At 73.6% G+C, this 25,146-nt stretch carries 23 protein-coding genes; 4 read left to right on the top strand and 19 right to left on the bottom strand.

Features of this window, described 5'->3' with window-relative positions; genetic code table 11:
* Positions 1-171: 171 nt before the first annotated feature.
* From RM572_RS08895 to RM572_RS08855, 9 genes are all read right to left on the bottom strand, one after another.
* A complete protein-coding gene (locus RM572_RS08895; protein WP_311672722.1) occupies positions 172-990 on the bottom strand; it encodes an HAD family hydrolase in 819 nt (272 codons plus the stop codon).
* On the bottom strand, positions 987-2,267 hold the full coding sequence (serS, locus tag RM572_RS08890; RefSeq protein ID WP_311672721.1) for a serine--tRNA ligase: 1,281 nt from the start codon (positions 2,265-2,267) through the stop codon (positions 987-989). The genes RM572_RS08895 and serS overlap by 4 nt, the downstream gene beginning before the upstream one ends.
* Before the next feature lie 543 nt (positions 2,268-2,810).
* Complete coding sequence (gene pheA / locus RM572_RS08885) at positions 2,811-3,746, bottom strand: prephenate dehydratase (RefSeq protein ID WP_311672720.1); 936 nt, start codon at positions 3,744-3,746, stop codon at positions 2,811-2,813.
* A 43-nt stretch (positions 3,747-3,789) separates the two neighbouring features.
* Entirely contained in the window at positions 3,790-5,106 is a 1,317-nt protein-coding gene (efeB, locus tag RM572_RS08880) for an iron uptake transporter deferrochelatase/peroxidase subunit (RefSeq protein ID WP_311672719.1), read from the bottom strand.
* Between the two features lie 21 nt (positions 5,107-5,127).
* Positions 5,128-7,179 (bottom strand): copper resistance CopC/CopD family protein, encoded by a 2,052-nt coding sequence (locus tag RM572_RS08875; RefSeq protein ID WP_311672718.1) that lies wholly within the window; start codon positions 7,177-7,179, stop codon positions 5,128-5,130.
* Between the two features lie 14 nt (positions 7,180-7,193).
* Positions 7,194-7,793 (bottom strand): copper chaperone PCu(A)C, encoded by a 600-nt coding sequence (locus RM572_RS08870; RefSeq protein WP_311672717.1) that lies wholly within the window; start codon positions 7,791-7,793, stop codon positions 7,194-7,196.
* Positions 7,790-8,452 carry an SCO family protein gene (locus RM572_RS08865; RefSeq protein WP_311672716.1) on the bottom strand — a complete coding sequence of 221 codons (663 nt, stop codon included), beginning with the start codon at positions 8,450-8,452 and terminating at the stop codon, positions 7,790-7,792. The genes RM572_RS08870 and RM572_RS08865 overlap by 4 nt, the downstream gene beginning before the upstream one ends.
* 31 nt (positions 8,453-8,483) lie before the next feature.
* Complete coding sequence (locus RM572_RS08860) at positions 8,484-9,257, bottom strand: YcnI family copper-binding membrane protein (RefSeq protein ID WP_311672715.1); 774 nt, start codon at positions 9,255-9,257, stop codon at positions 8,484-8,486.
* Positions 9,258-9,490: 233 nt separating this feature from the next.
* A complete protein-coding gene (locus RM572_RS08855) occupies positions 9,491-10,306 on the bottom strand; it encodes a hypothetical protein (RefSeq protein WP_311672714.1) in 816 nt (271 codons plus the stop codon).
* A gap of 256 nt (positions 10,307-10,562) precedes the next feature.
* Between RM572_RS08855 and RM572_RS08850 the strand changes: the two genes are divergently transcribed.
* Together RM572_RS08850 and RM572_RS08845 are read left to right on the top strand one after the other, a co-directional pair.
* A complete protein-coding gene (locus RM572_RS08850; protein ID WP_311672713.1) occupies positions 10,563-11,018 on the top strand; it encodes an ATP-binding protein in 456 nt (151 codons plus the stop codon).
* Between the two features lie 326 nt (positions 11,019-11,344).
* Positions 11,345-11,893 carry a carboxymuconolactone decarboxylase family protein gene (locus tag RM572_RS08845; RefSeq protein ID WP_311672712.1) on the top strand — a complete coding sequence of 183 codons (549 nt, stop codon included), beginning with the start codon at positions 11,345-11,347 and terminating at the stop codon, positions 11,891-11,893.
* Between the two features lie 25 nt (positions 11,894-11,918).
* On the opposite strand, the gene RM572_RS08840 is transcribed toward RM572_RS08845, so the two are convergent.
* The 3 genes from RM572_RS08840 to RM572_RS08830 form a co-directional block, all read right to left on the bottom strand.
* Positions 11,919-12,383 (bottom strand): MarR family winged helix-turn-helix transcriptional regulator, encoded by a 465-nt coding sequence (locus RM572_RS08840; RefSeq protein WP_311672711.1) that lies wholly within the window; start codon positions 12,381-12,383, stop codon positions 11,919-11,921.
* A 162-nt stretch (positions 12,384-12,545) separates the two neighbouring features.
* On the bottom strand, positions 12,546-13,445 hold the full coding sequence (locus RM572_RS08835) for a DUF5753 domain-containing protein (protein ID WP_394813559.1): 900 nt from the start codon (positions 13,443-13,445) through the stop codon (positions 12,546-12,548).
* Positions 13,446-13,533: 88 nt separating this feature from the next.
* Entirely contained in the window at positions 13,534-13,782 is a 249-nt protein-coding gene (locus RM572_RS08830) for a DUF397 domain-containing protein (protein WP_311672710.1), read from the bottom strand.
* Between the two features lie 278 nt (positions 13,783-14,060).
* Between RM572_RS08830 and RM572_RS08825 the strand changes: the two genes are divergently transcribed.
* Positions 14,061-14,915: an SAM-dependent methyltransferase gene (locus tag RM572_RS08825; protein WP_311672709.1), complete on the top strand. Its 855-nt coding sequence runs from the start codon at positions 14,061-14,063 to the stop codon at positions 14,913-14,915.
* 82 nt (positions 14,916-14,997) lie between these two features.
* Here the strand turns inward: RM572_RS08825 and RM572_RS08820 are convergent, their stop codons facing one another.
* The 4 genes from RM572_RS08820 to RM572_RS08805 all read right to left on the bottom strand — a co-directional run bounded on the left by RM572_RS08820 (position 14,998) and on the right by RM572_RS08805 (position 20,319).
* Entirely contained in the window at positions 14,998-16,242 is a 1,245-nt protein-coding gene (locus RM572_RS08820; RefSeq protein WP_311672708.1) for a cation:proton antiporter, read from the bottom strand.
* Positions 16,243-16,249: 7 nt separating this feature from the next.
* Entirely contained in the window at positions 16,250-16,735 is a 486-nt protein-coding gene (locus tag RM572_RS08815; RefSeq protein WP_027765574.1) for a cation:proton antiporter regulatory subunit, read from the bottom strand.
* Positions 16,736-17,069: 334 nt separating this feature from the next.
* Positions 17,070-18,551 (bottom strand): aminopeptidase P family protein, encoded by a 1,482-nt coding sequence (locus RM572_RS08810; protein WP_311672707.1) that lies wholly within the window; start codon positions 18,549-18,551, stop codon positions 17,070-17,072.
* A gap of 178 nt (positions 18,552-18,729) precedes the next feature.
* On the bottom strand, positions 18,730-20,319 hold the full coding sequence (locus tag RM572_RS08805; protein WP_311672706.1) for a PP2C family protein-serine/threonine phosphatase: 1,590 nt from the start codon (positions 20,317-20,319) through the stop codon (positions 18,730-18,732).
* A 592-nt stretch (positions 20,320-20,911) separates the two neighbouring features.
* Here RM572_RS08805 and RM572_RS08800 point away from each other — a divergent pair.
* Entirely contained in the window at positions 20,912-21,754 is an 843-nt protein-coding gene (locus tag RM572_RS08800; RefSeq protein ID WP_311672705.1) for a bifunctional DNA primase/polymerase, read from the top strand.
* Between the two features lie 445 nt (positions 21,755-22,199).
* Here RM572_RS08800 and RM572_RS08795 read toward each other — a convergent pair whose 3' ends face one another.
* From RM572_RS08795 to RM572_RS08785, 3 genes are all read right to left on the bottom strand, one after another.
* Positions 22,200-23,168: a DUF5926 family protein gene (locus RM572_RS08795; RefSeq protein WP_311672704.1), complete on the bottom strand. Its 969-nt coding sequence runs from the start codon at positions 23,166-23,168 to the stop codon at positions 22,200-22,202.
* A gap of 344 nt (positions 23,169-23,512) precedes the next feature.
* On the bottom strand, positions 23,513-24,097 hold the full coding sequence (locus RM572_RS08790) for an ATP-binding protein (protein WP_394813568.1): 585 nt from the start codon (positions 24,095-24,097) through the stop codon (positions 23,513-23,515).
* Between the two features lie 174 nt (positions 24,098-24,271).
* On the bottom strand, positions 24,272-25,111 hold the full coding sequence (locus RM572_RS08785; protein WP_311672868.1) for a glycerophosphodiester phosphodiesterase family protein: 840 nt from the start codon (positions 25,109-25,111) through the stop codon (positions 24,272-24,274).
* Between the last annotated feature and the right edge of the window lie 35 nt (positions 25,112-25,146).

Raw genomic sequence — 25,146 nt, 5'->3', positions numbered from 1 at the left:
ATCAGCTCATCCGGTCACGTACTGCACCACCGGCGAGAACGGGCTCGAACCCGCCTCCGCCGGCCACCGCCACTTCACACACTCTCGTCGCCACACACTCGGGTCGCCTCCGCGCAGACTGTGCAACGAGCGGACAGTCGTACGGTTACGCCGCGCGTGTGCGAAGCGCCGTCACTGGGCGAGGAGCTTCTCCAGGACGAGGGCGATCCCGTCGTCCGCGTTCGACGTGGTGACCTCGTCGGCGACGGACCGCAGCTCCGGGTGGGCGTTCTCCATCGCCACGCCGTGCGCGGCCCAGCCGAACATGGGGATGTCGTTGGGCATGTCGCCGAAGGCGATCGTCTGCGAGGCGTGCACGCCCAGCCGCCGGGCGGCCAACGAGAGGCCCTTGGCCTTGCTGAGGCCGAGCGGCAGGATCTCCACGATGCGCGGCCCGGAGACGGTGATGCTCACCAGGTCACCGGCGGCCTCGCGGGCGGCACGGCCCAGGTCGTCGTCGCTGAGCGTCGGGTGCTGGATGTACAGCTTGTTCAGCGGCTCGGCCCAGGCGTCGGCCATGCTCTCCAGCGGCACGGACGGCAGCAGTCCCTCGCCCTCCCCGTAGCCGGGGCCGATCAGCACCTGGCCGTCCACCCCGTCACGGGAGACGGCGAGCGCCAGCGGGCCGACGGCGTCCTCGATCCGTGCGAGCGCCAGCTCGGCCAGCCGCCGGTCCAGGGTGACCGAGGTGAGCATCCGCCGTTCGCCCGCGTGGTAGAGCTGCGCGCCCTGCCCGCACACGGCCAGGCCCTCGTGGCCCAGCATCTCCAGCACCGGACGCGTCCACGGCACCGAGCGGCCGGTCACCACCAGGTGCGCCGCGCCGCGCGCGCAGGCCGCCTCCAGGGCGGCCCGCGTGCGCGGGGAGACGGTCTCGTCCGGGCCCAGCAGCGTGCCGTCGAGATCCGTCGCGATCAGCTTGTACGGGAAGGGCGCGGGGGAGGCGGTCACGTGGCGACCGGCTCCAGCACCTCGCGTCCGCCCAGGTACGGCCGCAGCACCTCGGGCACCCGCACCGAACCGTCGGCCTGCTGGTGGTTCTCCAGCAGCGCGACGATGGTGCGCGGCACCGCGCACAGCGTGCCGTTGAGGGTGGCGAGCGGGCGGGCCTTGCCGCCCTCGCCGCGCATCCGGACCGCCAGCCGGCGGGCCTGGAACTCGTTGCAGTTCGACGCCGAGGTCAGCTCACGGTACTTGCCCTGCGTCGGGATCCACGCCTCGCAGTCGTACTTGCGCGAGGCGGAGGCGCCCAGGTCGCCGGTGGCCACGTCGATCACCTGGAAGGGCAGGCCCAGCGAGGTCAGCCACTGCTTCTCCCAGTCCAGCAGGCGCTTGTGCTCGGCCTCGGCGTCCTCCGGCGCGACGAAGGAGAACATCTCCACCTTGTCGAACTGGTGCACGCGGAAGATGCCGCGGGTGTCCTTGCCGTAGCTGCCGGCCTCGCGGCGGAAGCACGGCGAGAAGCCCGCGTAGCGCAGCGGCAGCCGGCCGCCGTCCAGGATCTCGTCCATGTGGTACGCGGCGAGGGGCACCTCCGAGGTGCCGACGAGGTACAGGTCGTCCTGCTCCAGGTGGTAGACGTCCTGCGCGGCCTGGCCGAGGAAGCCGGTGCCCTCCATGGAGGCGGGCTTGACCAGCGCCGGGGTCAGCATCGGGGTGAAGCCGGCCTCGGTGGCCTGCGCGAGGGCGGCGTTCACCAGGGCCAGCTCCAGCAGGGCGCCGACGCCGGTGAGGTAGTAGAAGCGCGCGCCGGAGACCTTGGCGCCGCGCTCCATGTCGATCGCGCCGAGCAGGCCGCCCAGCTCCAGGTGGTCGCGCGGGGTGAAGCCCTCGGCGTCGAAGTCGCGCTTCTCGCCGAGGGTCTCCAGGACGGTGAAGTCCTCCTCGCCGCCGACCGGGACGTCCGGGTGCACCAGGTTGCCCAGGCGCAGCAGCAGCTGCTGGGCCTCGGACGCGGCCTCGTCCTGCTCGGCGTCGGCGGCCTTCACGGCGGCGGACAGCTCGCGGGTGCGCTCCAGCAGGGCGGTCTTCTCCTCGCCCTGCGCTTTGGCGACCTGCTTGCCGAGCTGCTTCTGCTCGGCTCGCAGTTCGTCGAAGCGGACGCTGGAGGACCGGCGGCGCTCGTCGGCGGAGAGGAGGGCGTCGACGAGGTCGACGTCCTCTCCTCGGGCACGCTGGGAGGCGCGCACACGGTCGGGGTCCTCGCGAAGCAGTCGAAGGTCAATCACGCCGTCAGACTACCCGGCCCGACCTCCCGCGATCGACCTGAAATCCCTTTCCCTCCCGCTATGTCCCATTCGGGGCAAATAGGGAAACTCGGGAATCCCGGTAATCGTGGCGCGCAGTGGGGCGAGGCGGAATTCCCGGCGCAGGCGACCGCCCTCAGCGGGCTCGCGGGGGCGTGCTCACCCCTGAGTTATCCACAGCGCGAGGGCGTGCTCGCTGAATTGTCCACAGGCGGGACGGGGTGAGCTGTGGACAATTCAAGATCCCTCGTCGGCGCCTCCGGGGGCACGTGGAATTCCTGTTTCAAACCCCGGATACCCACTCATTCGAGCGGGATTGACTCACCCTTGAGGGTTGATCACGGGAATTGAGGTGACGTACGGTCGCGTGCCACCGTGTGGGTGACTCTGAGGTCTCCATGCGGTTTTGTCGACAGTGTCCGTTTCGCGTGTCGACTTGTGCACAGGCGGAACGGAGCACCTGACTCCGCCTGTGGATAACTCTGTGGACAAGTCAGCGCGTCCCAGGCCGCAGCGCCGGGGCGGCTACGGACGGCCGTCGAGGCACCTCGTCAGCCAGTCGGCGGCGGCCACGAACTCCTCGTCCGTCGTCCCCGGCCGCAGCGTCGGCCGCACCTCGTCCGCGCGCGGGTACGAGCCGAGGAACCGCACCCGCTGACAGGCCCGCTTGAGCCCCATCAGCACGTCCCCGACCCGGCGGTCCGCCACGTGCCCCTCGCAGTCGACCGAGAAGCAGTACCGGCCGATGCCCTCCCCCGTGGGACGCGACTCGATGCGCATCATGTTGACCCCGCGCGCCGCGTACTCCTGGAGCAGCTCCAGCAACGCACCCGGGTGGTCCTCGCGCAGCCACATCACCACCGACGTCTTGTCGGAACCGGTCGGCGCCGACGGCCGGGCCGGGCGGCCGACCAGCACGAACCGCGTCTGCGCGTTCTCCGCGTCGTGGATGTCCGTGACCAGCGGCTCCAGCCCGTACGTCGCCGCGGCGAACTCCCCGGCGAACGCCCCGTCGAACCGTCCCTCCTGCACCAGCCGGGCGCCGTCCGCGTTGGAGGCGGCCGACTCCCACTGGGCCTCCGGCAGATGGCGCGCCATCCACTTCCGCACCTGCGGCTGCGCCACCGGGTGCCCGGTCACCGTCTTCACCGCGTCCAGCGTGGTGCCGGGCCGGACCAGCAGCGCGAACGCGATGGGCAGCAGCACCTCGCGGTAGATCATCAGCGGCTCGCCGCTCGCCAGCTCGTCCAGGGTGGCGGTCACCCCGCCCTCCACCGAGTTCTCGATCGGCACCAGGGCAGCCGCCGCCTCACCCGCGCGTACGGCGTCCAGTGCGGCCGGCACCGAGACCATCGGCACGAGTTCGCGCGTCGCGGCTTCCGGAAGCGTGCGCAGGGCCGCCTCGGTGAAGGTCCCCTCGGGACCGAGATAGGTGAAACGGCTCGCGGGTGACGGTGACATGCAGCACAGCGTAGTGCGGCGAAAAGGGGCGACCTGCCGCGTCTCAGCCCTCGAGCAGCCGCTGACCCACGTACTCGCCCGTCGCCGGCCCGCCCGGCACGGCGAACAGTCCGCTCGCCTCGTGCCGGAGGAACCGGGACAGCGCGTCCCCGCTGTCCAGCTTCCGCTGCACCGGCACGAAGCCGGTCAGCGGGTCCGCCTGCCAGGCCACGAAGAGCAGCCCGGCGTCCGGCGCACCGTCCTCGCGCAGCCCGTCGTGGTAGGAGAAGGGGCGCCGCAGCATCGCAGCCCCGCCGTTGGTCTCCGGCGCGGCCACCCGTACGTGGGCGTCGGCGGCGATCGCGGGCCTGCCGGAGGAGTCGCGGGCCTCCAGGTCCACCGCGGTGTCCTCGGAGGCGTCCGGTCCGCCGGAGAGGGGGGCGCCGTCGGACTTGCGGCGGCCGATCACCTGCTCCTGCTCCTGCAGCGGGGTGCCGTCCCAGTCATCCAGCAGCATGCGGATACGGCGCACGACCGCGTACGAACCGCCCGCCATCCAGTCCGGCTCGCCGCCGCGCGGGACGAAGATCCGGTCCGCGAAGTCGTCGTCGGCGGGCCTGGGGTTGTTGGTGCCGTCGACCTGGCCCATCAGGTTGCGGGGCGTCATGGGCCGGGCGGTGGCGCCGGGGGTGCGGTTGAAGCCGGCCATCTCCCAGCGGGGCCGGGCCGCCTCACCGGCCTCGGCGCGGAGCACGCGCAGCGCGTGGAGGGTGACCAGCGGGTCGTCCGCGCCGATCTGCACCCACAGATCGCCGTCGGACCGGTCCGGGTCGAGCGCGTCCGCGGTGAAACGGGGCAGCGGGCGCAGCGCGTCCGGCATCCGGTCGGTGAGACCCGTGCGGGCGAAGAGGCTGCGGCCGAAGCCGAAGGTGACGGTGAGCGAGCACGGCCCGGCGTCCAGCGCGATCCCGGACGCAGGGCCGTCCGCCGGGCTGTCGGTGCCGACGGCGTCCATCAGCCGTTCGGCGGCGTCCGACCAGCGGCGCAGCAGCGCGGCGGCCTCCGCCCGTCCCGCGGTGGGGGCGAGGTCGAAGGCGACGAGGCGGCCGTGCGCCTGGAGCGGCGTGGTGATGCCGCACTGGTGGGTGCCGCGGAAGGCCACCCGGCCGGTGCCGACGCTGCTCAGTGCGGTGGGCGGGGCGTCCGAGGTGGCGGCGTGCGCGAGGGCGCCCGTGGTGCCGCCGAGGGCGAGGCCGGTGGCCCCGGCGGCGCTGGCCGCGCCGAGCAGGCGGCGGCGGGACAGCGCGGGCGCGGTGCTCGTGGCGGGGGCCGGTGCGGAGGCCGGTCCGGAGGGGACGCTGGGCTGGGCTTTCTTGGGCATGGGTGCGGTGCCTGTCGTGGGTCAGCCGATGCGGACGGTACGGGTCTCGGTGATCTGGTCGATGTCGGAGGTCCGGACGGTGAGGGCCATCTCCCAGGCGCCGGGGACGGGAAGCCGGAGGCCGGTCGTGCGCCAGCGGCCCGGGCGGTCCTCGCGTGGAGCGACGCGCAGCGGACCGATCTCCTGGGCGGGGAGCGTGAACGATACCCGCACCTCCGGGACGTCCAGCGGCTTCCCGGACGCGTCGGTGAGTCGCAGGTCGAGCGTGTTGCGGCCGGTGCCGCCGGGGTCGAGGGTCACCTTCGCCTTCCCCTTCCCCCGAGGGCCCCCGGTGTCGAAGGGCACGGTCAGCTCGCGCGGCCCGGCCGGTGCGGTCGCCGAGGGCCCGGCGCCGGTGTCCGCCGCCTGCGCCGTGCGGGCGGGCTCGGTGCCGGTGAGCAGGGTGGTGGCGGCCAGCACGGCGACCGCGAGGCCGGTCTCGACCAGCACCGTGCGGCGCAGGCCGCGCCGGTCCGGGTCCGCGTCGCGCGCGCGGCGGCGCCGCGCCGCCTCCACGGCCGCGCGCTGCCGGGCGAGTTGCGCCGCCCGCGCGGGGTCGGCGCCGGGGGCGCCCGTCCCGGTGGGGGAGCTCGCGGCGGTGGCGCGGGCCGCCCCCGAGGTGCCTGCCGGGGCGGGGTGCACGGCGGAGTTCGCGCCGGTCCGCGCCGCTGACGACACCGATGGGTCCGGCTGGGCACGGTGGCTACCGGCCGCCGGTGCCGTCGTGCGGTCGGGTGCCGTCAGGCGGGTGACCCAGCGGCGGGAGCCGTATGCCGCGACGAGGAGGAGCACGATGAGGGCGAGCTTGAGCAGGAGCAGGCGCCCGTAGTCGGTGCCGGTCAGGGCGGACCAGGAGCCGACCTGGCGCCACGACTGGTACGTCCCGGTGAGCGCCAGCACCAGGACGCCGGCCGGCGCGATGCGGGAGAAGCGGCGTGCGGCCGTCGCGGGGACGGCGCCGGTGCCGGAGCGGAGGGCGACGGCGAGCGTGGCGAGGCCGCCGAGCCAGGCCGCGGCGGCGAGCAGGTGGACGACGTCCACGGGCATGGCGACGGCCGTCTGGATGCCGCTGGAGGCGTGCTCGGAGGCCGCCCAGGTGACGGCCAGGCCGGTGGAGACCACGCCGCCGCCGAGGCTCAGGCCGATCACCAGGTCCCGCCGCCGCGCCGGGTCGCCCTCGCCGTCGTTCCCGGGGTCGCCGTCGGCGGCCGTCCGGGCGTACGTGCCGAAGAGCACGGCGGTGAACAGGGCGGCCGCGGCGAGCAGCAGCAGCCGGGAGACCAGCGCGGTGCCGGTCCTGGTGCCGACGACGTCCGCGAGCCCGCCGAGGTCGAAGGCGTCGACGAGCCGGCCGGAGCCGGTGTACGGCGTGCGCAGCAGCAGCATGGCCAGGGTGGCGGCGGTCACGGCGACCCAGCCGCCGGTGACGAGGCGCTGCACGGCACGCACCCGCGTCCCCTGCGGCCAGCAGGCGAGGACGAATCCGGCGCCGCCGACGAGCAGCAGGAGCCCGGCGTAGGCGATGGAGCGGGCGAGGTCGTAGAGGACGCCGACCGCGCCGCCGCCCGCCTCCTGGTCGGGGAGGGCGACGGTGGTCTTCGAGGGGGCGCCGACGGAGAAGGTGAAGGCACCGGAGATGGGGTGGCTGTCGGCGGAGACGACCTGCCAGGCGACGGTGTAGGTGCCGTCGGCCAGGCCGTCGCGCAGCGGGGTGGCGTACCGGGCGTCGCCGCCGGAGGCGCTGCTGCGCTCGCGTGTCTCGCCGGTGTCGGCGCGGCTGCCGTCGGGGGCGAGGACGCGTACCGAGTCGTCGGAGAGCTGGACGGCTTCGGAGAAGGTGAGGACGACGTCCTCGGGCTGCGCGTCCACCACCGCCCCGGCCGCGGGGGTGCTGCCGGTGAGGACGGCGTGCGCGGCTGCTGGCGGCGCGGCGCCGAGCAGGTACGCGCAGAGCGCCGCGAGGACGGCGAGCACGCCGAGCGTGCCGTGCGTCGCGGTGCGGCGCCGGCCGCGGTGGGCGGTGGTGGACGGCATGGTCACGACCTGTCTCAGTGGTGGTCCTCGTGTCCGCCGTCGCCCTCGTGGCTGCCGGAGTCGCCGGAGTCGCCGGAGTCGCCGGATTCACCGGGGTCTCCGGCGGACGGATCGTGGTGGGTGGCCTTGACGGGGACCTCGACGGTGACCGGGTCGTGGTGCGCGAAGTGCAGCTTCACCTTCACCGTGTCGCCCTCGGCGGGCTTCCGGTCCAGGTCGTGGAACATCAGGTGATTGCCGCCGCGGCGCAGTTCGAGTTTCCCGTCGGCGGGCACGGGCAGCGAGTCGACCCGCTGCATCTGCCCGTCGACGGTCCGGTGCATGTCGACCGACTCGGCCAGGCCGCTGGTGACTTCGGTCAGCCGGTCGTCCTTCGCGCCGTGGTTCCGGACGACGAAGTAGCCGCCTGCCATGTCGGTCATGAGCGGCGCCGGCATGTACGCGCCGGTGACCTGGAGGCCCTCCTCGTGCTGGGCGTCGTCCCCGTGTCCCGCCTGCGCCGACGTGCCGGTGGAGCAGGCGCCGAGGGCCAGGGCGCCGGTCAGCGCGAGGGACGCGGCGGTGGCCGTTCGGCGGTGGTGGCGGCGTGGGTCGCGGGCGCGGGTCGTGTTCACGGCGTCTCCCCCCTGATGATCTTCGGCAGTTCCTTCCCGAGGATCTGCGGGGTGGCCGAGCCCTCGGTGTACAGCACGTGCCCCTTGTCGTCCTTCGGCGAGAAGGCGAGGACCTGGCCGCCGTGGGTGGAGACGACGTCGCCGTTCTTCTTCTCGTAGGACTCCTCGATGTGGACGCCGACGCCGCGGGCGGCGGCCTGGATGGTGTCGAAGTCGCCGGTCAGCCCGACGAAGGACGGATCGTGCATGCCCAGCCAGGCGTCGAGGCGCTTCGGGGTGTCGCGTTCGGGGTCGGTGGTGACGAAGACGACGCGCAGTTTCCGCTGCTGCTCCTCGCTGAGTTCGGCCTTGGCCACGGCGATGTTGCTCATCGTCAGCGGACACACGTCGGGGCAGTTGGTGTAGCCGAAGAAGAGGAGCGTCGGGTGGCCCTTCGTCTCCTCGATCAGGTCGAACTCCTCGCCCTCGTCGCTGGTGAGGGTGAGGTCGGGCTTCGGGAAGGGCGTGTCGAGGGTGACGCCGCCGCGCGGCTGGTCGGCACCCTCGACGGAGGCGACGTCGGATGTGCCGCCGGTCGAGGTGTCGCCGCCGCAGGCGGTCAGGGCGAGGGCCGCCGTCAGGACGACGGCGGCCGCGCTCAGTACTCGGGTGGTGCGCATGACTCGGTCTTACCTGGCTTCCTTCTCTGGGTCAGGCGCCGCGACGGCGACCGGCGAGGATGCCGAACGCGACTCCGGCGATGCCGACGACGATGCCGGCGACGGCGAGGACGCGGGCGGTGGTGTCGGTGCCGCCGGAGGTGTCGGCGGCGGTCTCCTCCGTGCCGTCGGCCCCGGCCTTCGGGGCGTCCGCGTCCGCGGCCTTGTCGTCACCGCCGTGGCTGTGGCCGTGGCCGGCGTCGTCGGCGGGTGCGAGCTGGAGGACGGGGGCGGGGTGCTCCGGCTCGGCGGCGCCCTCGCCGGGCACCTCGATCCAGCGCACGACCTCGCCGCCCTCGTAGGTCTGCAGGGCCTTGAAGGCGAGCTGGTCGGCGTCCTCAGGCAACCGGCCCATGGAGACGGGGAACTGCTGGAAGCGGCCCGGCTCGATCTCCCCGCCGCTCCAGGTGATCTTGGTGACGGCTTCGGTGATCTGCTTGCCGTGCTGCTCGATCGGCTCGTCCAGTTCGGACTTGGTGACTTCGACGTCCCAGCCGGGCACGGCCTGCGGCTGCACGGACGTCAGCGGGTGCTCCGGCGGCAGGCTGACCTCGAGCTTGACGGTGCCGGCGTCGTCCCGCTCGTTGGGGACCTTGAAGTTGACGACGCTGTAGCCGCCCTGCTCGGCCTGGTCGGGGTCGACGGTGACGTGCGCGGCGGCCGGGCCGGCGCAGAGCAGCACGGCGGCGGCCGTGAGGGCGCCGGTGGCGGCGGCACGGCGGCCGAGGACGGCGGGGAAGCGACTGGCGGTCGGGGCAGTGGTCATGACGGGCGTTCTTTCCTCTCGCGAAGGAGCCCACTCCCGGGCACGCGGGGCGTGGCCGGATACGGTCCGGCGCATCGGAGGCGCGGACCGGCGCGCGACGGCGCAGGGGCGGGGAAGGGGGTCGGCAGCGCGCGACACCGCCTCGGACCGCCCGGCGCAACGGTGCGCGGGCGTGTCCGGTTGCGCCGGAGCGCGCAGCTGCGCGCGGGCGCCCCCGTTCCGGGGTGCGGGTGTCAGGCCGCCAGGTGCAGGTCGTCCTTCGCGGGCGGCGGGCCGCGCCGGGTCACGGCCCCGGTCAGCGGCGCGGTCGGCCCGTCGGGCGTCCGGTCCCGGTCGGCGCGGCGTACGGCGTCCGGGCCGTGGCCGCCGCTTGCGGTCAGGCCGCGGCGCAGCGCGCCCAGCAGCCGTACGGCCGCCCGCAGCGCCCGTACGGTCAGCAGCTCCTCCGCCGCGCGGGCGGTGGTGGCGGACAGCCGCACCAGCCGCCACAGGGCGGCTTCGCCGCGGCGCAGCAGCCAGCCGAGCGCGACGGCGGCGAGGAGGTGGCCGAGCAGCATGGGGAGGGACAGCTGGGCGAGCGCCGCGTCCAGGGCGGTCGGTACGGCGTCCGCACCGCCCGCGTGCGGGTGGGCTCCGCCTGCCCCCGGCGCGGCGGTCTCGGCGGGGAGCCCGGCGTCGGCGACGATCCGCCGCGCCTCGCCCTCGCTCAGAGCCCGTCCGCCGTCGCCGCAGAGCAGCGAGCGGGCCAGCGCGGTGACACCGTGGTCGTCCGGCCGCGCGGGCGGGGCCGAGGCCGGGGCGTGCCCGGCGGAGAAGAGGACGTGCAGCACGACCTGCCCCGCGGCGAGCGCGGCGGCGATGCCGGGCAGCGCACGCTCCCGCCCGGCGAGCGGTACGGCGGCGGCGAGGACGACGGCGCAGCCGGCGCCGAGCGTCCACAGCGGCACGGGGGTACCGGCGGCCGCGGAGTGTCCGGCGGCGGACAGCAGCACGCAGACCGCGGTGAACACCGCGGCCCGCAGCAGTCTGAGATCCGCACCGGCAGTCATGGCGGCGTCATCATCTCACCGGCTCCTCCTGCCGCCCCCGGCAGGGCCCGGGAGCGGTGGGGCGCGGCGGGAGAACGTGCCCCGAGCCGTGGGGCGTGCGCGGGTGGCCGTACACCGGGCGGAGGGCCGGGCGCGTCCGCCGATCGGGGGGTACCGCAGGGTCGGGGCTTATCCGGCGACCCCCTTGGCAATAGGTACGGGTATGGCCGGACGGGCCCTCGTGGTCCGACGTCGAGCCGCGGCCTGGAGGCTGAGCATGAGCATCTGGTGGTCTCTGCACCTGCGTCGTGAGGCGGCCACGGTGCCCCTCGCCCGGCGGATGCTGCTCGGCGCGATGGACTCGGCCGGGGTGGACCCGGAGATCTCGTACGACCTGGCGGTCGCTCTGTCGGAGGCCTGCGCCAACGCCGTGGAGCACGGCAGCGGCGGCGCGGACGGGTACCGGGTGACGGCGTGCATCGACGGCGACACCTGCCACATCGAGGTGACGGACGGCGGCCCGGGCTTCCCCGCGGCGAGCGCCGGCCGTCCGGCCGCGCCCCCGCCGCCCGGCGCGGCGGCCGCGGACGCCGAGGACGGGCGCGGCCTGTACCTGATCGAGACGCTCGCGGACCACGTCCGCTTCGCCAACAGGCCGCAGCAGGGCGGGGCCGTGGTGAGTTTCGACAAGATCCTCAAGTGGCGCGACGACGCGCTGGTCCGCGCCGGCTGAGACGCGCCGCAGCCCCTCGGTGCCGGCCCGGCGGGTGGGCTTTTTCTGCCCCCGTCTCTGAAAACACCCTGACCGCGCGAGTGAACCTCCGATATAGTCAACCTGGTTGACCAAATGGAGGGGGAGGCTGCGCGGCCCTGGTCGAAGGGGCGGAGGAGGACGGGTGCCGGGCGCGTCGCGCGGGACCACCCACCCGAGGCGCTCCGGCACCTGTCGCGCCGCCGACGCACGGCGTGCGCCCTCCGCCGTCCCGGCGCCGACAGCGCGCCCGACCGGGAGGCGACTCCGTCACCCGGGCCCACGGCTGAAGAGAGGAACCGACCACGATGTTCGTCCGCCATGACGTCGCGTCCGCCCCGGAGGGGGCACGCCCGCACCTTGAGAACACGGCCCGGGGCTTCGGCTTCGTCCCCGCGCCGGTCGCGATGATGGCCGAGTCGCCGGAACTGCTCGAAGGGTTCCTGAACGGCAACAAGCTGTTCGACACGACGTCGCTCACCCCGCTCGAACGCGAGGTCCTGATCCTCACGATGGCCACCTCGGTGGAATGCCACTACTGCGTGGCGTTGCACTCCGCGATGCTCAGTCGGTCGGGCACGGACGCCTCCCTCGTAGAGGCGCTGCGGGAACGCCGGCCACTGGAGGACACGCGGCTCGAGGCACTCCGCGTCTTCACCCTCGCCGTCATGGCCGGCTGCGGCAGCGTCCGGCCGGACCTCATGCAGGGCTTCCTGGACGCCGGGTACACGCGCCGGAACGCCCTGGAGGTCGTGCTCGGCCTGGGCGTCTACACCCTCTCGACCTATGCGAACCGCCTGACGGAGGCACCGGTCGACGAGCCCTTCCGGGCCTTCGCCTGGCACCCGCAGCACTGAGGCCGGCCCGCGACCGGCGCAGAGGTCACGCGCCCAGCCAGTCCCCGATCCCGTCGAGGCTTCCGTGTCCGCCCAGCCTGGCCAGGGCCTCCTCCACCCCGTCCATCTCGCCCGGTCCCACCACCGCGGCCCACTCGTCGCGGAGATGGTTGAGGATGTCGCCGGAGAGGGCCAGCGCTTCCACGCCCCGGGCCGTCAGGGCGACGGCGCGCTGGCGCTGGTCGCGCGGGTCCGGTCTGCGTTCCGCGTAGCCCAGCCGTTCGAGCGTGGTGACGGTCTTGCTGGCGGCCTGCTTCGAGACACCGAGCCGCCGGGCGAGATCGGAGACGCCGCCGCCTCTGCTGATCATCTGCATCGCCATGCCGTGGGCGGGGCGCAGGTCTCCGTGGCCCGCCTCGGCGAGCCGCACGTGCAGTTCGTCGATGAGGGCGCGGAACGCCGAGAGGAGGAGGAAGGGAAGCGCGTTCCCGGGACGGGCGGAAGGGGGCATGGCGGACCAGGGACTCCGGCGGTGTGCGGCGACGCTGCGGGGACGTCGTGACGGGTGCGGCCGCCGCGCGACGACGCGGGGGGACGCGACGGTACGGGTGCCGCGCGTCCAGCCTAGACGTCCGGAGGGTCCGGGGGCCCGCCCCCGTCGGCAGGGGCCGGGTCAGCCCAGCTGGTCGCGGAGGAAGTCCGCCGACTGCTGCGGGGTGTAGGCCTGCGCCTGCAGCCGCGTCATGATCATCGAGTACTGGTCGATCTCCGCCTGCCGGTCCAGGTAGACCGCGCTGGTCAGGTGTTCCAGGTACACCTTGTCAGGCAGCGTCGGCTCGTGGAAGCGCAGGATGGTGATCGGGGAGCCCGCGGCCGCGGCGCTCACCTCGAACGGCGCGATCTGCAGTGTGACGTGCGGCAGTTCGCCGACTTCCAGCAGGTGTTCGAGCTGGGCGCGCATGACGGCTTCGCCGCCGAACGGGCGGCGCAGGACGGCCTCGTCGACCACGGCCCACAGCTTCGGTCCGCCCGCGCGGTGCAGCAGCTGCTGGCGGCGCATCCGCAGGTCGACCAGCCGGTCGATCTTGCGCGCGGAGGCGTTCGGGTAGCCGAGCCGGCTGACGGCGTACGCGTACGCCTCGGTCTGCAGCAGGCCGGGCAGGAACTGCACCTCGTAGGTGCGGATGAGGGACGCGGCCTCCTCGAGGCCGATGTGGAGCTCGAACCACTCCTCCAGCACGTCGCTGTACTGGTGCCACCAGCCGGGCGCGTTGGCCTTGCGGGCGAGCTCGAAGTACTCGGTGCGCGTGTCCTCGTCGAGCACGTGGTAGAGGGTGAGGAGGTCGGCCAGATCGCGGTGCTTGGAGGCGACCTGCCCGCGTTCCAGCCGGCTGATCTTGGCGTGCGAGCCGCGGATGTGCCTGCCGGCGTCCTCACGGGTGATGTCGAGGTCCTGACGGAGCCTGCGCAGCCGCGCGCCGAGCAGAATGCGCAGAGCGGTGGGACCGACCTCGTCCTGCAGGGGAAGGTCGCCTCCGGACGGTGCGCCGATCGGCCGCGGCATCGCGGACATGTCCAACTCCCCAGGTGTGGCCGGTGGATAGCACAGTGTCGCACCTGTGGGGGTGTCAGGTACAGCTTTCCGGACGGGTTCGTCCGTTTCAGCCGAGGGCGCCCTCGGTGACCATTCCGTCGAACTCGCCGTCCTTGATACCTCCCAGCAGTGCGGCGATCTCCTCGCGGCTGTGAACCAGCGCGGGTCCGGACGGGAAGCGGGAGTTGCGGACGGCGACCCGGCCGCCCGGGAGCGCCGCGAGTTCGACGCAGTTGCCGCCGGGGGCGCTCCGTCCGCTCTTGCGCCACACGGCTCCGGCGATCCGGTCCGCGCGGACTCCGTTGTCGATCTGCATCCCGACGTCTCCTTCGCAGAGGGGGGCCGGCGTACGGCGTCCGTACGTCCGTGCTGCAACTGCGGCTGCAAGTGCAGGTGTTCTTACCGATGTGCGCACAACTGTAATTGCATTCGTGCTTGCACGGCCAGAGTTCGGAGGCAGAGACCGGTACTGATCGTTCAACGTCCCTTTCCGGCAGAGAAGTTGACGTTGCAGAATGACCGGAAGCCGCGCGGTCCGGGGGACTACGATTCCGCGCATCGGACGGTGACCACGGCGACCTGACAGGGGCACACATGGGCGGCAACCTCGACCACGAACCGGCGGCCGGGCCTGCCGCGGCAGAACGCGACCTGGGGCTGGACACGCACCACTCCGCGCGGATCTACGACTACTTCCTCGGCGGCAAGACCAACTACCCGCCGGACCGCGAGGTCGGGGAGAAGCTGCTGGCCGCCTTCCCGGGCTTCCGTACCGCGGCGCGCACCAACCGCGCCTTCATGCACCGGGCCGCCCGCCACCTCGCCGAGCGGGGCATCCGCCAGTTCCTCGACATCGGCACCGGCATCCCCACCAGCCCCAACCTGCACGAGGTGGTGCAGGCCGTCGCCCCCGACAGCCGGGTGGTCTACGCGGACAACGACCCGATCGTCCTGGCGCACGCGCGGGCACTGCTCACCAGCGCCCCCGAGGGCCGCACCGCGTACGTCGACGCGGACATCATGAAGCCGCGCGACATCCTGGACTCGCCGCAGCTCCGCGAGACCCTCGACATGGCGCAGCCGGTGGCGCTGAGCCTGGTCGGCCTCTTCCACTACCTCACCGACGACCAGCAGCCCTACGACCTGGTGCGCGCACTGGTGGACGAGCTCGCCCCCGGCTCGTACCTGGTCTTCTCCCACTGCACGCCGGACTTCGCGCCGGAGGAGTGGAAGAGCGCCATCCAGGTCTACAAGGCGGACGGCGGCAACGCGCAGGTGCGCAGCCGCGCCGAGATCGAGCGGTTCTTCGACGGCCTGGAGCTGGTCGAGCCGGGCGTGGAGGTGCCGCACCGCTGGCACCCGGACGCGGACACCGAGCGCCTGGTGGACATCGGCAGCCTGGACGACGCGGCCGTCAGCCTGTGGGCCGGGGTGGCGCTCAAGCACTGACCCGCGCGCCGCACCCGCGCGCGCCCGCACACTCAAGCGCCCCCGGGACGTCGTCCCGGGGGCGCTTCTGCCGGGGTGCGCGTCAGCCCTGCGTGGCCGTCGCGTCCGCCGGTTCGGTCTTCACCGGAGCGGCGCCGGCGCGCTCGGTGGGGCCGGGCTTCCCGCTGCCGGGCTTCCCGCCGCCGGTCAGCCGGCGGGCCAGCGGCTCCGTCCAGCGTGCGGCGAGCGGGCCGATGACGACCAGCAGCAGCACGTACGCCGTGGCCAGCGGACCGATCCGCGGCTCCACGCTCACCGCCAGGCCGGCGATGACGATGGAGAACTCGCCGCGGGCCACCAGGGTGCCGCCCGCACGCCAGCGGCCGGCCGTCTTGATGTCCGCGCGCCGGGCGGCGTACCAGCCGGTGGCGATCTTGGTGCAGGCGGTGACCACGGCCAGGACCAGCGCGGGCAGCAGCACGCCCGGGATCTTGGACGGGTCGGTGTGGAGGCCGAAGAAGACGAAGAAGACGGCGGCGAACAGGTCGCGCAGCGGGGTGAGGAGGTTGTGCGCGCCCTCCGCCACCTCGCCGGACAGCGCGATGCCGACGAGGAAGGCGCCGACCGCGGCCGAGACCTGGAGCTCCTGGGCGACGCCCGCGACCAGGAGCGTCAGCCCGAGCACGACGAGAAGCAGCATCTCCGGGTTGTCGGAGGAGACGGCCTTGCTGATGTGCCGGCCGTGCCGCAGCGCCAGGTAGAGGACCGCGCCGACGGTGCCCAGCGAGATGAGCAGGGTGATGCTGCCGCCGGCCAGGCTGACACCGGCCAGCAGGGCGGTCAGGATCGGCAGGTAGACCGCCATGGCCAGGTCCTCGATGACGAGCACGCCGAGGACGACCGGGGTCTCGCGGTTGCCGAGACGTCCGAGGTCGCCGAGCACCTTGGCGATCACGCCGGAGGAGGAGATCCAGGTGACGCCGGCCAGGGCGACGGCGGCCACCGGGCCCCAGCCGAGTATCAGCGCGGCCGCGGCTCCGGGCAGCGCGTTGAGCACGAAGTCGACGACGCCGGACGGGTACTGCGTGCGGAGGTTGGTGACCAGCTCACTGGCCGTGTACTCCAGCCCGAGGAGGAGCAGGAGCAGGATGACGCCGATCTCGGCGCCGGTCGCGACGAACTCCTCGCTGGCGCCGAGGGGCAGTACACCGCCGTGGCCGAAGGCCAGGCCGGCCAGCAGGTAGAGCGGGATCGGCGAGAAGCCGATGCGACCCGCGAGCCGGCCGAGGATGCCCAGGCCGAGGATGATGGCGCCCAGTTCGATGAGCATGGCGGTGGTGTCGTGCACGGGCTGGTCATCCTCCGGCGATCAGTTCGGCGACGGCGTCGACGCCTTCGCGGGTGCCGACGACGACGAGGACGTCACCGGCGGCGAAACGGAAGTCGGGGGTGGGCGAGGGCTCTGCGGCGGTCCGGCGCAGCACGGCGACGATGGACGCGCCGGTCCGGGAGCGGACCTGGGTGTCCCCGAGCGTGCGGCCGCTGTACGGCGACCGGTTGGTCACCTCGATGTGTTCGGTGACCAGGTCGAGCTCGAGATGCTGGTGGATGTGGGCGACGGGGTCGGGGACGAGCAGCTGGGCGAGCGCGGTGGCCTCGTTGGGTTCGAGCGGCGCCGCGTCCTTGCAGGCGTCGTCGTCCTCCGGGTCGTGGAAGGCCAGGATGCGGCGGCCGTCCTGATGGGCGACGACGGACAGGTGGTGTCCGGCGTCGGTGTTCAGGTCGTACCGGGCGCCGACCCCGGGGAGAACGGTCTTGCGGGAGTGGGCGGTGGGCTCCATGGGCGGGCTCCAGGTGACGGTGTGCCGGTCGTGGCGCGGCACCGGCGCCCGTGCGGGACGGACCGGTGGCCGCGGTGGACGAGTATGACGCCGCCCGGGTCGGGACACGAGGCGGTGGTGCGTTCCCTTTCGCGGGCCGCCTGGGGGGTGACTTTTGACCAACACATTACCTGACGGCATTGTTCCCATAAGGCGCCTTTTACGGATGCGGTGGGGCGAAAGTCCGTCCGGGCGGGGCGAAGTTGGCTGTAGGAGGCACCGAGAAAGCGGAAACAGCCGCCCGCCCCACCGGGCCGGTGGGGCGGGCGGCTGTTTCCGCTTTCTCGGTGCGGGGTCAGCTCTTCAGGCGGGCCATCCACTCCTCGACGTCGCCGCTGGTGCGCGGCAGCGCGGCCGACAGGTTCCGGTTGCCGTCCTCGGTCACCAGGAGGTCGTCCTCGATGCGGACGCCGATGCCGCGGTACTCCTCCGGCACCGTCAGGTCGTCCGGCTGGAAGTACAGCCCCGGCTCGACGGTCAGGCACATGCCCGGCTCCAGCGTGCCCTCCGCGTACGCCTCGCGGCGGGCGGCGGCGCAGTCGTGCACGTCCATGCCCAGCATGTGACCCGTGCCGTGCAGCGTCCAGCGGCGCTGGAGCCCGAGCTCCAGCACCTTCTCGACCGGGCCTTCCAGCAGGCCCCACTCGACGAGGCGGGTCGCCAGCACGCGCTGCGCGGCCTCGTGGAAGTCGAGGTACTTCGCACCCGGCTTCACCGCGGCGATACCGGCCTCCTGGGCCTCGTACACCGCGTCGTAGATCTTCCGCTGGAGGTCGCTGAACCGGCCGTCGACCGGCAGCGTGCGGGTCACGTCGGCGGTGTAGTAGGTGTGCGTCTCCACGCCGGCGTCCAGCAGCAGCAGGTCCCCGGAGCGGACGGGGCCGTCGTTGCGCACCCAGTGCAAGGTGGTCGCGTGCGGGCCGGAGGCGCAGATCGAGCCGTAGCCGACGTCGTTGCCCTCGACGCGGGCGCGGAGGAAGAAGGTGCCCTCGATGTAGCGCTCGGAGGTCGCCTCGGCGCGGTCCAGGACCTTCACCACGTCCTCGAAGCCGCGGACCGTGGAGTCCACCGCCTTCTGCAGCTCGCCGACCTCGAAGTCGTCCTTGACCAGGCGGGCCTCGGACAGATAGGTGCGCAGCTCGTCGTCGCGCTCCCTGGTCACCTTGTCGGTGAGCGCCGCCTCGACGGCCGCGTCGTGTCCGCGCACCACGCGGACCGGGCCGGTGGCTTCGCGCAGTTCCTCGGCGACCTTGCGGACGTCCTTGCAGGGCAGGCCGTACAGCCGCTCGCTCTCGGTGAGGCTGTTGCGGCGGCCGACCCACAGCTCGCCCTGGCCGCCGAGCCAGAACTCGCCGTTGTCCCGGTCGGAGCGGGGGAGCAGGTAGAGCGCGGCGTCGTGGCCTCCGCCCGCCTTCGGCTCCATGACCAGCACGCCGTCCTCGGTCTGGTTGCCGGTCAGCCAGGCGTACTCGACGGAGGCGCGGAAGGGGTAGTCGGTGTCGTTGGAGCGGACCTTGAGGTTGCCCGCGGGGACCACCAGTCGCTCGCCCGGGAAACGTTCGGACAGCGCGGCGCGGCGGGCGGCGGTCCGCCCGGCCTGCGGGACCGGGGAGAGGTCGGTGCGCTCGGTGTCGGCCCAGCCGGTGCGCATGTTCTCGGCGAGCTCGTCGGAGACGCCCGGGTACAGGCCGTTCTTCCGCTGCTTGACCGGCTCCTCCTCGGCCGTCTGCTCGTCGGTGGTGTGCTCGTCGGCCGTGTGCTCCTCGGCGGCTGCCACGTCGCTCCTCCTCGTGCGGGTGTCCGGACCGCCCTCCATCGTATGGCGGCGGCCCGCGCCGTACAGGGGCAAAAGCCTGTGACGTTTCTGTCAGCGGGGCGGCCGGGCGCGCGCGGCGGGCGGGCCGCTGCGGCCCCGCGCCGCGGGGACGGGACGGCGGGTGGAACGTCCGCCCAGTTCAGAAGCGTGCCACGAGCAGGACGACGTCCTCCGGATCGTCCACACGGTCCCGGCCGTCGGGCAGCATCGTGTGCAGCACGTGGTCGGCGAGCAGCTCGGGGTCGTCGCGGCCGGCCGCCGGCGCCGCGGACACCACCGCGTGCAGCCGCGCGTACGCCCGGTCGGTGGACTCGCCCGTCCGGCGCAGCAGGCCGTCGCTGTAGAGCAGCAGCGTCTCCCCGCTGCGGACCGACAGCTCCACGCTCGGCGCCTCCCAGCAGGCCAGCATGCCGAGCGGGGCCGAGAGGGAGGTCTCCACCCACTCCGTGCGGTCCGGGCCGACGATCAGCGGCGGGCAGTGCCCGGCACCTGCGAGAACGATTCTGCGGGCGGCGGGCTCGGCGTAGGCGAACAGTGCGGTGGCCGTACGCGCCGGCTCGGTGAGGCGCAGCAGCAGCTCCAGGTCGGAGAGGACGGCGACCGGGTCCTCGCCCTCCATCACCGCGTACGCGCGCAGCGAGGCGCGCAGCCGTCCCATCGCCGCCATCGCACCCGGCCCGGCGCCTGTGACACCGCCGACGGCGAGGCCGAGGGCTCCCTCGGGCAGCGGCAACGCGTCGTACCAGTCGCCGCCGCCGCGCGGCCCGGTCCGGTGCCGCACCGCCATCCGTACGCCGGGCACCCGGGGGAGCCGGCTGGGCAGCAGCTCCTCGCGGACGGTCGCGACCTCCTCGCGGGCACGGGCCAGCTCCAGCCTGCGGGCCAGGTGCTCGGTGGCGCAGCGCGCGTAGAGCTCCAGCAGGTGGCGCTGGCGACGGGTGGGCTCGGCCGGCTCGTCGTACAGCCAGACGGCCACGCCCAGCCGGGTGCCGTCGTGCGTGTTCAGGGGGAGCGCGTAGCTGGCGCCGAAGCCGAGGCGGGCGGCGACCTCGCGGTGCCGGGGGTCGAGGGTCTCGTCGCCGGGGATGTCGGGGTGCACGATGCCGAGGTCGGCCTGCGGCTCCGGCTCCACGTCGTCCGCAGCGCCGGCCTCGCCGGTGGCGGGTGTCCCGGGTGCGGTGGGGGTGTCGTGGCCGGTGGGGGTGTCCGGCCCGTCGCCGCCCAGGTCCGCGGTGGTACGGGTACCGGGCCGGCCCTCGACGGCGAGGCCGGTCGGCAGGTCGTTCGGGCTGCTGTGGGTGCTGCCGTGGGGGATGTCGTTCGCGAGTCCGGTCCGCAGGCCGCCGGGGAGGCCGTCCTCCAGACCGTCGAGCAGCCGGGTGCGGGAGGCCGACGCGCGCGGCACCGTCTCGATCTGGCCGAGATCGGCCGCCGCCAGGCCGAGCCCGACAGTGTGCTCGGTGCCCAGGCCGTCGGCGGGGGCCAGCGTGACCAGGCCGCGGCGGGCGCCCACCAGCGTGGCACCGGCGGCCAGGGTCTCGCGCAGCGCGGCGTCGAGTTCGTCGGTGCGGGCGAGGCGTTCGGTGAGGTCGTGAAGAGTGGTGAGGTCGGAGATCCAGCCGGCCAGGCGGTCCTGGACCGCGGCGAGGCGGTCGACCGGGGAAGTTTGCGAGGGAGGCGAAAGTGTAGAGCTGAAACCGGCCACTTTCGGGAGATGTGGGGTGCTCATGGGTGGTGGCTTTCAGCCGAGTTCACTCTTCTCGATAGCATCGCAAACCCCCATGTCATGGTGCTCCGCTATGAATGCATCCAGATGTACACGCACCGATGTGACGATGTCCAGCATTGTCCCCAGGGGTTCGATGGTGTCCCTGTGACGCCCTCACTCACAGGGGGCAGGCCGAGATCGTTTCAGATTGGCTGAAAAACCACCCCCGCTCGGAGGTTTTACGGTCGACTGGGCGGAGCAGTACAACCCGGCTCCCGTCGCGGCCCGAAAGAGGCGGCGGAGCGGCCCGGGTGGAGAGTCACCCCGTCCGTTGCGGGTACGGAACTCAAGAGGAAGCCCGCGCGTCCCAGTCCGCGACGGCCGTGCCCCATTGAAGCGGCGGGCAGTCACGATGTGGAGAGCGCCCCGTGCGCGCCACCCCCCGCCAGGTACCACGCTTGTCCGGCGACATGATCCCGTGATCGCCCGAAGCAGCGCTTCGCCCGTCGTACGCATGCGGGTGTGAAGCGATGCCAGAACCACGCGCCAACGATGGGTTCGACGATCCGAAGTACCGAGAAGATCCGGCGTTAACGGAAAGGAACGAGCGCTCATGCGCGAGATCCTCGGAAGGCGACGCATGACCCGGTCATCGCTGCGGAACGCAGCGCTCACCTGTGCCACCCGCTGGCACTGGCCTGTGCTCCCCGGCGCGTCGATCCGCCTGAACGGCGGACACGGGCCGACGGCCCCCTCGCTCGCGCCCGGCTCCCCCACGCCCGGCTCCCCGGAAACCACTCCCACCGACCTCACGGCCGACGTCACGACCGATCTCACGGCGGGCTGCTCCTGCGGCGATCCGGAGTGCGTGGTGCCCGGGGCGCATCCCCTCGACCCCGTGCTGCTGGCCGCGACCACCGACGCCCGGATGGTCGACTGGTGGTGGACGCGTCGCCCCGACGCCTCACTGCTGCTCGCCACCGGCGCGGCCACCCGCGCGGGGCGTGCTCCGTGCGCGCTGAGCCTGCCCGCGGCGGCCGGCCGCGCCGCGCTCGCGGAGTTCGACCGGCTCGGCGTCCGCGTCGGACCGGTGATCGCCATGCCCACCCGGTACGCCCTGCTGGTCCGCCCGTACGAACTCGCGGAACTCGGCGAACTCCTCTACGCCCAGGACCGGGTGCCCAGTTCACTGCGCTTCCACGGCGACGGCGGCTATGCGGCGCTGCCGCCGACCCCGGCGGCCACCGGCGGCGTCCACTGGGTGCGACCGCCCGAGGCCGAACCCACGGCAGCCGTCGCGGAGCCCGGTGCGCGGCCCGGTACGCAGCCGGGCCCGGCGCCCGGCGGGAAGCCGGTCGGCACCGCCCCCTGGCTGCCACGGATGGAGACCCTGGTCGAGACGCTCGTCGAGGCGAGCACCGAGACGCCGGACACCGGCAGTCGGCTGGCGTACTGAGGATCGGGCCCGTGTGCCGCGTACCGGCGGGGGCCGTGGGCCGCCGCCGGTGCTCGGCGTGCGGGGGCGGCACGTCCGGGCGGCGTCGGACCGGAGGGTGGCCGTGCGGTGTACGGGTACCGGGCGTCGGGCGTCCGGCGCGGAAGCGCTTACGTGACGCGGGCATCAAAGAGCCCGGTCGCTGGCGACGGGGGATGCACCAGCGACCGGGCACTTAGAACGGTAACAAGAGATCGGCCATACGCAAACTCGCCTCCCCCGGCTCCGGAGGGCGAACTACTCGCTGGTACACGGCCGGTGGACGCGACGGAAGGTCGCCGCGCACCCACCGGGTTCGCACGAAACCCGCACGCGGTCGCCACGGAATCGCCACGAGCGGGCGGGTGGATTCCGCTTGGCGGTGCCCTGAGCAGGGAGACGGGGGCGGACCAGCTGTGCGGCGCTCTCAGCTCAGGGTGACCTGGCGGTTGGTGAGACCGCTGCGCGCCTTGCGTTCCTGCGCGGTCAGCGGCTCCGCCGCCTTGAGCGCCACGGCCAGTCGCTCCGCGAACTCCTCCGCCGGCTTCTCGCAGTCCTCGGCCGTCATCGCGCTCGGCAGGTCCCACACCGGCACGGTCAGCCCGTGCGCCCGGAACGAGCCGACCAGGCGGGTGTCCGCACCCAGCGAGGACGTACCGGCCGCGTGCAGACGCGCCAGCGCGTCCAGCAGCTCCTCCTCCGGGTGCGCCATCACCCAGCGCAGGTGGTTCTTGTCGGGCGTCTCGCACCAGTACGCGCCCTCGACCCCCGAGAGCCGCGCAGTGGGGATGGCCGCGGCGTTGGCCCGCTCCAGGGAGGCCGCGACCTCGCCCGTCGCCTTCTCCGCGTCGTCGATCCAGAACTCGAAGCCCGTGTGCACCTGCGGGACGAACGGCGCCTCGTCGTCGAGGAGGTCCTGGAGACGCGGGCCGTCGGTCGCCCCCCGCGCCGCACTCACCGGTGTACCCGGGTCCGCCTCCAGCGCCCGCGTCAGCACGTCCGCCAGGTCGCGGCTGAGGTCGCCGGAGGCGGTGTCGTTCTGCAGGCCGAGCAGCACCTCGCCGTCGTCCCGCCGCAGAGCGGGCCAGGCCATCGGCAGCACGGTCGCCAGCCGCACGGCCGGGACGCCCTCCGGCAGCCCGTCCTTGAGGGTCAGCTCCACCGTCGCGGCCGGCACCAGTTCGCGCAGCGCGACCCAGTCCGCCTCGCCGGGAAGCCCTTCGAACGGGCGCTGGACCAGTTCCGTCGCGGCCTGCGCTGCGGCGCGGCCGTGGCACGCCTTGTACCGGCGGCCGGAGCCGCACGGGCACGGCTCGCGCGCACCGACGACGGGGACCTCCCCGTCCACGCGCTGCGGTGTGCCGGCTTTCGTCTGGGGGCGGCGCTTCTTGGCCATGGCGTGCGGTACTCCCGGTCTGCGGACGGTCACTCTTCCGCCGCGAGCCTAGCCCCCGCCGCGCCCCAGCCGTACCGCCGGACGGCGTGCGCCCCGGGTTTCGGCCTCTGGGGCCCGGGCCGCCCCGCCCTGGGGAAGGTGCGACTCACCCGCGGGAGGGACGGCCGTCACGTCGCGCGGCCGGACCGGGCCCGAAACCGTACCCGGCAGCCGGCGCCGGGCCCGTGCCGGTCGTCCGGGCGCGCGGCCGGCCAACCGCCATCGCGACGCGTCCCGCGCGGGGTTCGCCGTGCGCCGTGCCGGATTCGCCCCTGCCGGTTCGCCTCACGCCGTGCCGGTCCGCCTCAGGCCGTGCCGAGGCCGCCCAGCTCTCCGAGCTCCTCGTCCAGGTCCGTGAGATCCAGCCCGGCCAGCGCCCCGCCGAACCCCTCGCCCCCGGCGGAGAGCACCGCCCACACCGTGACCCCCGCCGGCCGCACGCCCAGCACGCCGTCCGTGCGGGGGGCCCGTCTGGCGGCGACGTTCAGGTGCTCGTCGACCCCCCAGTCCTGCGCAAGGGAGGTGATGATCGCCAGCCCTCGCCCGCCGCGTGCCGTGACCGACGGCTTGGACGGCATCGGCCGTGTCGGCCCGCCCCCGTCCGTGACCGCTATGGTCAGCTCACCGCCGGGCGCGCAGCTCCACGCCGCGCGCACGTACTCCTCGGTCTCCTCGGCCCTCCCCGCGCGCAGCGGGCGGGCGTGTCTGCACGCGTTGCTGAGGAGTTCGGAAAGGATCAGAACGGCGTCGTCGACCAGACCTTCCGGTGCCCCGTACGCACGCAGTTCGGCGCGCATCTGGCGCCGTGCCGTGCCCACACCGGCCGGACCATGAGGCACGGCCATGGTCGACGACGAAGTAGGCACCTCCTGTGCCACCACCAACGCCACCCCCGAGACCTCCTTTGCCATGCCAGAGGGATGGATGCCCAAGGCCGGGCGGCAGGAAACCGGACGTTCTTCCTCTCTTGACGTTTTCGTGGTGATCCACTACATCCTCAGTGCGCCGGTGCACGCCCCGCCGTACGCAACCCGCCGAGCGCGCCCGGCAGTTGCCCGGGCGAGTCACCGGAGCGCGGCGAGCTGCTCCCGTACCTGCTGCGGGCGGTTGGTGATGATCGCGTCCACCCCGAGGCGTGCGCACAGGGCGACGTCCGCGGGCTCGTCCACCGTCCACACGTGCACCTCGTTGCCCGCGCGGTGGGCCCGCTCCACGTACTCGGGGTGCGCGCGCAGGATGCGCACGCTCGGCCCGGCGATCCGCACCCCCGCCGGCAGCCGCCCGTCGCGCAGCCGCGGCAGCAGGAGCTGCATCAGGAAGACGGTGGGCAGTTCCGGCGCGGCCAGCCGCACGCGGTGCAGCGAGCGTGCGGAGAAACTCATCACCCGCACCGGCGAGTCGAGCCGGTACCGGTCCAGAAGATCCAGCAGGCGTTCCTCGACCTGACCCGCCCAGCGCGTGGGGTGCTTGGTCTCGATCGCGAGCCCCACCGGACGTCCGGCGTCCGCGACCAGTTGCAGCAGGCGCTCCAGCGTCAGCACCGCGGTGCGCTCGGCGCGCGCGTCCGGCCCGCTGTCGGTGTCCGGGGACTCGTACGGGTCGGTGCCCGGCTCCTCCCCTGCCCGCGCGCCCCCGTGCCGCAGCTTCCAGGAGCCGAAGTCGAGTTCGGCCAGATCGGCCAGTTCGAGGCGGGAGACCGCGCCCCGGCCGTTGGACGTCCGGTTGATGCGCCGGTCGTGCACGCACACCAGGTGGCCGTCCGCGGTGAGCCGCACGTCGCACTCCAGCGCGTCGGCGCCGTCCTCGATGGCCTTCCGGTACGCCGCCAGAGTGTGCTCCGGCGCGTCCTCGGAGGAGCCGCGGTGGGCCACGACGGCGATACGGTCGGCCGTACGTGCGGCCAGGGGCCGCACCGCCCGGCGGATCTCATGCCTCACCG

This window comes from Streptomyces hazeniae, from assembly GCF_031845485.1.
Classification (GTDB): Bacteria; Actinomycetota; Actinomycetes; order Streptomycetales; family Streptomycetaceae; genus Streptomyces; species Streptomyces hazeniae.
Note: the sequence above shows the minus strand (reverse complement) of the source record. Positions and strands in the feature narration are given on the sequence as shown.

Excerpts from the sequence above, each read along its gene's own strand:
- RM572_RS08805 (WP_311672706.1), bottom strand. The coding sequence starts at position 20,319 with ATGAGCACCCCACATCTCCCGAAAGTGGCCGGTTTCAGCTCTACACTT.
- RM572_RS08875 (WP_311672718.1), bottom strand. The coding sequence starts at position 7,179 with ATGCCGTCCACCACCGCCCACCGCGGCCGGCGCCGCACCGCGACGCAC.
- RM572_RS08860 (WP_311672715.1), bottom strand. The coding sequence starts at position 9,257 with ATGACCACTGCCCCGACCGCCAGTCGCTTCCCCGCCGTCCTCGGCCGC.
- RM572_RS08830 (WP_311672710.1), bottom strand. The coding sequence starts at position 13,782 with ATGCAGATCGACAACGGAGTCCGCGCGGACCGGATCGCCGGAGCCGTG.
- RM572_RS08795 (WP_311672704.1), bottom strand. The coding sequence starts at position 23,168 with ATGGCCAAGAAGCGCCGCCCCCAGACGAAAGCCGGCACACCGCAGCGC.
- RM572_RS08825 (WP_311672709.1), top strand. The coding sequence starts at position 14,061 with ATGGGCGGCAACCTCGACCACGAACCGGCGGCCGGGCCTGCCGCGGCA.
- RM572_RS08840 (WP_311672711.1), bottom strand. The coding sequence starts at position 12,383 with ATGCCCCCTTCCGCCCGTCCCGGGAACGCGCTTCCCTTCCTCCTCCTC.
- pheA (WP_311672720.1), bottom strand. The coding sequence starts at position 3,746 with ATGTCACCGTCACCCGCGAGCCGTTTCACCTATCTCGGTCCCGAGGGG.
- RM572_RS08835 (WP_394813559.1), bottom strand. The coding sequence starts at position 13,445 with ATGTCCGCGATGCCGCGGCCGATCGGCGCACCGTCCGGAGGCGACCTT.
- RM572_RS08850 (WP_311672713.1), top strand. The coding sequence starts at position 10,563 with ATGAGCATCTGGTGGTCTCTGCACCTGCGTCGTGAGGCGGCCACGGTG.
- RM572_RS08855 (WP_311672714.1), bottom strand. The coding sequence starts at position 10,306 with ATGACTGCCGGTGCGGATCTCAGACTGCTGCGGGCCGCGGTGTTCACC.
- RM572_RS08815 (WP_027765574.1), bottom strand. The coding sequence starts at position 16,735 with ATGGAGCCCACCGCCCACTCCCGCAAGACCGTTCTCCCCGGGGTCGGC.
- RM572_RS08865 (WP_311672716.1), bottom strand. The coding sequence starts at position 8,452 with ATGCGCACCACCCGAGTACTGAGCGCGGCCGCCGTCGTCCTGACGGCG.
- efeB (WP_311672719.1), bottom strand. The coding sequence starts at position 5,106 with ATGCCCAAGAAAGCCCAGCCCAGCGTCCCCTCCGGACCGGCCTCCGCA.
- RM572_RS08845 (WP_311672712.1), top strand. The coding sequence starts at position 11,345 with ATGTTCGTCCGCCATGACGTCGCGTCCGCCCCGGAGGGGGCACGCCCG.
- RM572_RS08800 (WP_311672705.1), top strand. The coding sequence starts at position 20,912 with ATGCGCGAGATCCTCGGAAGGCGACGCATGACCCGGTCATCGCTGCGG.